This window comes from bacterium (genome assembly GCA_040753085.1).
Lineage (GTDB): Bacteria > UBA9089 > JASEGY01 > JASEGY01 > JASEGY01 > JASEGY01.
Genome location: JBFMHI010000174.1, coordinates 1 through 5,809, shown reverse-complemented (window position 1 = coordinate 5,809; position 5,809 = coordinate 1). Strand labels below are relative to the sequence as shown.

Annotated in this window: 6 protein-coding genes and 1 tRNA gene; 6 read left to right on the top strand and 1 reads right to left on the bottom strand. The window is 46.3% G+C overall.

The genetic code is table 11. From position 1 onward, the window contains the following. Window positions 1-374: 374 nt before the first annotated feature. Window positions 375-449, bottom strand: a tRNA-Arg gene (locus AB1797_12755). Window positions 450-770: 321 nt separating this feature from the next. Here AB1797_12755 and AB1797_12750 point away from each other — a divergent pair. From AB1797_12750 to AB1797_12725, 6 genes are all read left to right on the top strand, one after another. Next, complete coding sequence (locus AB1797_12750) at window positions 771-1,436, top strand: hypothetical protein (protein ID MEW5768462.1); 666 nt, start codon at window positions 771-773, stop codon at window positions 1,434-1,436. A 101-nt stretch (window positions 1,437-1,537) separates the two neighbouring features. Then, the gene (locus AB1797_12745) at window positions 1,538-2,440 is read left to right on the top strand and encodes an ROK family protein (protein MEW5768461.1); all 903 of its coding nucleotides are present in this window, start codon (window positions 1,538-1,540) and stop codon (window positions 2,438-2,440) included. A gap of 242 nt (window positions 2,441-2,682) precedes the next feature. Next, the gene (locus AB1797_12740) at window positions 2,683-2,904 is read left to right on the top strand and encodes a NifU family protein (protein MEW5768460.1); all 222 of its coding nucleotides are present in this window, start codon (window positions 2,683-2,685) and stop codon (window positions 2,902-2,904) included. Window positions 2,905-3,379: 475 nt separating this feature from the next. After that, window positions 3,380-3,601 (top strand): zinc ribbon domain-containing protein, encoded by a 222-nt coding sequence (locus AB1797_12735; protein MEW5768459.1) that lies wholly within the window; start codon window positions 3,380-3,382, stop codon window positions 3,599-3,601. A 257-nt stretch (window positions 3,602-3,858) separates the two neighbouring features. Further along, entirely contained in the window at window positions 3,859-5,235 is a 1,377-nt protein-coding gene (locus AB1797_12730; protein MEW5768458.1) for a cobyrinate a,c-diamide synthase, read from the top strand. A gap of 112 nt (window positions 5,236-5,347) precedes the next feature. Then, entirely contained in the window at window positions 5,348-5,680 is a 333-nt protein-coding gene (locus AB1797_12725; protein ID MEW5768457.1) for a TusE/DsrC/DsvC family sulfur relay protein, read from the top strand. The last annotated feature ends 129 nt before the right edge of the window (window positions 5,681-5,809 follow it).

Sequence of the window (5,809 nt, the reverse complement as noted above, 5' to 3'; positions counted from 1 at the left end):
CCCCTCCCATCAAGGGAGGGGAAGCTCTTATGCCGACGCTGTCAGGACAAAAGGAGATGAAACTTAACCCATAGCACTATAATCTGTAATGAGCTTACTTTTTTAACTTGATTTTGAGTAGATACAATTGAAAAAATATATCAAGAATATATCCATTGAAGAAAGGGTTGAGCCAATCGTTTGTAAGTAGGGGCGAACGGCCCTTCGCCCCTACTTCTGCTGGCTGGTAAGGAGGCTACGAATAAAGGTTACAGAGGGAAGGTATCAGGCTGGGACACCAGCGATGGCTGCTGACTTTACCAATCACATCTGGAGACTTTCGGAATGGCTTACTCTACCTGCCATTCAACGTAAGTAGGCCACCAACAAATTTCTGGCGCGCCTGAGAGGAGTCGAACCTCCGCACCCGGATCCGGAGTCCGGTGCTCTATCCGCTGAGCTACAGGCGCACTGGTCGATTTATAAGGACTTGATGGTTAGGCAAAAAGTCAAATATGCGTTGGGGACTTTTGGCCGGATCATCAAGACTTACCTTTAGAAAAGTATAATCCTTTTGAATAAAGATGTCAAGCAGTATTTTGAGAGACGAGTTGGCCAACCAAGTCCCATTTTCAAAACGGTCTCCCTTCTCCACACCTACTTATTTCAAAAAGTAATTGACAAATTCTTAAAGAAAATGTAAAATAAACCCAATTCGGCTACCTAATTATTGGGAAGGATTCAAGAATCTATCTAATTCCTGCCTGGGCAATTTAAAATGAGGAGGAGCGGTGAGAAACTTTATTCTACTTAACCTACTGGTTACCTTACTCATCCTTGGTTTCTATCTGTCTGCCTGTATTACTTCCAAAGAGCGCCTTCGGCCTGAGGCTAAACAGGAATACGTAGATAGGATAAAGAAGGTAGCTATCTTGCCCTTTGAAGATCGGTCTTCTCTGGAGCGGGCCGGTGAATTGGCTCAATATCATCTGGCCTATCGTCTGTCTCAAAAGGGGAATTACCGGCTCAAGAATCTGATCGAGACAAAGCAGGTTTTAAGGGCTTACGGGGTAAGTAATCCGGGTGATGTATCTTTCAAGCGGCTAGGAGAGATCTTAGGGGTTGAGGGGATCATTATGGGCCAGGTGTTAAAGATGGAGCGGGAGAGAGAGCTTTTAGACGGTGCCCTTATTGCGGCCGAGCTTAGTATTTCCCTCTTTCATTGTGAGACAGGAACCCTTGTCTGGAAGAAAAGGGCTTATCGTAAGGATAAATCAGGCGAAGCTCGACTCCCCAGCATTATATCCTTATTCCGAGAGCATTTCGAGGAAGAATATACCCCTTACGTCCTTCCGGTTTATTATCTTATTAATGATATGATCAAAACGCTGCCTCAGCCTCACCTCACCGGTGAAGACCTGTATGAAAAACTGAGTGATATCACGGAGCCATTTTAGAGCCTATCCTAAAACCTCGGATACCAGGCGTCTGTCAGACTCCTCCACCTGACGCACCGTGAAGGTTTTGGGATAGGTTCTAAGGTACAGAGAGGCACTCTATGAAATCGAAAAAAACAATCGGAATAGATATTGGCGGGACAAAGATCTATGCCGGTCTTGTCTGTGAGGGACGGATAATTAAGAGTAAAAAAGAAAAGACCCCTAACTCCCGTCAGAAAGTAATCACCTTGCTGGGTGATTTAATCGAGCAGTTGGCTGAAGGAGAGGGAGCCGCGGGTGTAGGCATTGGTTGCGCCGGCTTTATTGATGTCGAGAAAGGCGAAGTAATATCTTCCCCTAATCTACCTGGCTGGGAGAATGTTCCCCTAAAAAGAATAATAGAGGAAAGGACTTCTCTACCTGTTTTTATAGACAATGATGTTAATTGCGCTGCCCTGGCTGAGTTTAAATTGGGGGCGGGACAGGGCAAGAAAAACTTAGTGGGTATATTTGTCGGCACAGGCATTGGCGGTGGGATAATTCTTAATGGTCAACTAATTCACGGAGCCGCCTATAGTGGGGCTGAACTTGGTCATATTACCCTCAAGCCCAATGGCCCTAAATGTAATTGCGGTAGACTTGGCTGTCTGGAGGCCTTTGCCGGTGGTTCATCCATTATAAATTTTACTCACCGTAAGGTAAGCGCCGTGCATGAAATTACGAAAGCCGCGAATGAGGGTAAAAAATGGGCCATCTTAGCCATAGAGCGGGCAGGCAAATATCTGAGTCTGGGCATAGCTAATTTAATTACCATCCTTAGCCCGGAATTGGTTGTCCTGGGAGGAGGGGTAATTAAAGCGGCGCCTCGAATAGTGGAAATAGTCAAAGAGCAGGTTCCTTTAATGACTTTACCAATGGCCATGAAAGGAGTAGAGATAAAAGTGACTAAACTCCAGGACGAAGCCGGTCTTTTAGGGGCGGCTCTGGGGGTAGACGAATGCGGAATGCGGAATGCGGATTAGGGGAATAGGTGCTATTTCCGCCATCGGCAATCCCAAATCTGCTAATCCTTACCCACATCTTTTAAAAACCACGAAGAACACGAAGGACACGAAGAATTATAAAACAAATCTTTTAATCCTAATCTTTAAATAATTTTTTCTTCGTGTGCTTCGTGCTCTTCGTGGTTTATCCTTACTTACCCCATCCTTTTACCCAATTTGTGGGTAACGATAAGCAAATCTGAGAGGGGAGGTGATTCAGGATGCGAGAGAAGGTAGAGGAGGCCTTGAATCAAATAAGACCTATGCTTCAGGCTGATGGTGGCGATGTGGAGTTGGTTGATGTGGAAGGAGGCCAGGTGAAGGTTAGATTGACCGGGGCTTGTGGCGGCTGCCCGATGTCTCAAATGACTCTTAAAATGGGGGTGGAGCGAGCCATTAAAAACCTGGTGCCCGAGGTAGCAGAAGTCGTTGCCATAGAGTAATATAAGTCCGGTGGGAGGTAACTACTCAAAACTAAGTTAAGCAGTTAGTTGGGAGACAAAGCAAAATTCCCTCTCCCTTGAGGGGCTTATCCTTACCCACATCTTTTATCCTTGATTTTCATCAAGGCAGGCTCTTGTTTACCCCATCCTTTTACCCAATTTGTGGGTAAGGATAAGCATCAAGGGAGGGGAAGCTCTTATGCCAACGCTGTCGGTACAAAAGGAGATGAAACTTAACCCATAGCACTATAATCTGTAATGAGCTTACTTTTTTAACTTGATTTTGAGTAGATACGGTGGGAGTAAACAAAGGATGGTGATAAGCGTTCAGCCCTTAAGGCACAAACTCGATCCTCGATGCTCGATTCTCGATGCTCGATCCTCGATGCTGGTAAAGGATACAGTATCCATCATCGAGCATCGAGCATCCAGCGTCCAGCCTCATGGGATGAACGGTTACGGATGGTGATGAGATATGCCTATTTATGAATATCATTGTTTAGGCTGCGACCAAGAGTTTGAGTTCTTTAAACAGGGAGAGGAAGAACCTAAATGCCCTAAATGTGACAGTCAGGCAGTAAAACGACTTTTTTCTCTCTTTGGCTTCAGTTCTAAAGGATCGAAGGGCTCTATCTCTTCCTCTCCATCAAGCAGTTGCAGCTCCTGCACGGCGGCGAGCTGCAGCACCTGCCGGTGACTGATCACTGACCTTCTCCGAAATATTGAGAAGATACGGAAGATATAAATCTTTCTAATAGTAAGCTGGCTTGATTATTGAAAATTACAATTTGACCCATTGAAATTTTTATGATAAAATATTAACTATTCAGGCAGATAGGTTGAAGACTGAAGTTCAATAGCCTTTAGTCTTCAGTCTATCCACCTGAGTAGCTTTCAGCCTTCAGTCTTCAGCCTAAACACCTGAGTAGTTAGAAGGAAAAAGTGTCCAAGTGAATGGATAGTTTTAGGACGCCCCGGATTGTTATTTCAGCTCCCCATCGGAGTTCAGGCAAGACCACATTGAGTATCGGGTTATGTGCGGTTTTAACCATGGCCGGCTACAATGTCCAGCCCTTCAAGAAAGGGCCTGATTACATCGATCCGATGTGGCTTACCGATGCCTCTGAAAGGAATTGTTGCAACCTGGACCTCTTTATGATGGAAGAGGCCCGGATTAAGGAGGCCTTTCACTCTGAAAGCCAGGGAGCTTTTTTATCCCTCATCGAAGGGAATATGGGCCTTTACGATGGAGTTGATCTGGACGGGAAAGGGAGCACCTCCCACCTGGCCCGCCTATTAACCAGCCCGGTAATCTTGATTATTGATGCCTCCAGAATGACCAGGGGGATTGCGGCTCTTCTTTTGGGTTATCTGCAATTTGAGCCTGATATTGTCATCGCAGGTGTTATTCTGAACAAGGTCTCTGGCCTCCGGCATGAGACCAAATTAAAAGAGGCCATTGATCACTACTGTGGGATAGAGGTTCTGGGTGCCTTGCCTCATCTGTCAGGTATTGAGATTAAACAGAGACACCTAGGATTGATTCCGACCAGAGAAGAGGGGCGCGTTCCTGATTTAATTGCATCTATCGGATCAAAGGTGGCGGAATATGTCAACTTGGAACGGATAGTTGAAATTGCCGGATCGGCGCCTCCTTTACCCATCTATCATAAAGCTGATAGAAAAAATCAACCGCCCTCGGTCCGGCTGGGCGTGGCGAAAGATGCAGCCTTTACCTTTTATTACCACCAGAATTTGGTAGCCCTTCGCGGCGCGGGAGCTGAGCTTGTCCCTTTTGACACCTTAAAGGACAGCCACTTACCCGAGGTGAACGGCCTTTATCTGGGTGGGGGATTCCCGGAGGTCTTTATGTCCGAGCTGGAGAAGAATGAAGGCCTCCGTAAAGATATTAGGACCGCCATTGATAATGGAATGCCGGTATATGCCGAGTGCGGGGGACTGATGTATCTTTCCAGGTCCATTCGTTGGGGAAGCCGGACCAGAGAAATGGTGGGGGTTATTCCGGCAGATATTATCATCCGGGAAAAGCCTAAGGGCCACGGTTATGTAATCCTGAAGAGGCAAGGGTTAAACCGCTGGTCTCATTTAGACCGGATACGGGGCCATGAATTCCACTACTCAGAGGTCGTTAATCTGGGCAAGGTAGATTTTGCCTATGAGGTTGTCCGTGGTCAGGGTGTGGATGGAAGGTATGACGGCATAATTCATAAAAATGTCCTGGCCGCCTATACCCATCTACACTCCCTGGGAGTTCCGCAGTGGGCCGATGATTTTGTCTCCCTTGTCAAGGATGTTGGGTTTGGAAAATAGGACGCCAATTACAGACCACAGAACACAGATGACAGGCTGATAGAGAGAGACTTTCTGTGATCTGGATTCTGTTTTAATCGGCGTCCCATAAAAAAATAGGAGGTGAAGCCAGATGAGCTTCGAGTTGAACGGAAAGATTTATAAGACGGATGAAGAGGGGTATCTTCAGAATCTTGATGACTGGACCCCGGAGGTGGCCGAGTACATCGCCAAGACAGAGGATGTTGAGCTGACGGATGCCCATTGGGAGGTAGTCAACTTTTTGAAGGACTACTACAAAGAGTACCAGATCGCACCAATGATTAAGATCCTCATTAAGGAGATGAAGAAGATGTTTGGTCCGGAGAAGGGGAACAACAAGTATCTTTATGATCTCTTTCCAGCCGGGCCGGCCAAGCAGGCCTGTAAAATCGCCGGGCTTCCCAAGCCCACCGGCTGCGTTTAATCAGAGGTAACTACTCAGCCTCTATATAGTAGCCTTACCTAGCGAAACCACAACATATTGTGTTTAGGTGTTTAAAAGTTAGCTAAAATTCCTAAAAAACGGCTTTCTATGCAACCTATAAAAGGAGAC

Coding starts and splice junctions, on each gene's coding strand:
- AB1797_12745 (MEW5768461.1), top strand. CDS start 1,538: ATGAAATCGAAAAAAACAATCGGAATAGATATTGGCGGGACAAAGATC.
- AB1797_12740 (MEW5768460.1), top strand. CDS start 2,683: ATGCGAGAGAAGGTAGAGGAGGCCTTGAATCAAATAAGACCTATGCTT.
- AB1797_12730 (MEW5768458.1), top strand. CDS start 3,859: ATGGATAGTTTTAGGACGCCCCGGATTGTTATTTCAGCTCCCCATCGG.
- AB1797_12735 (MEW5768459.1), top strand. CDS start 3,380: ATGCCTATTTATGAATATCATTGTTTAGGCTGCGACCAAGAGTTTGAG.
- AB1797_12725 (MEW5768457.1), top strand. CDS start 5,348: ATGAGCTTCGAGTTGAACGGAAAGATTTATAAGACGGATGAAGAGGGG.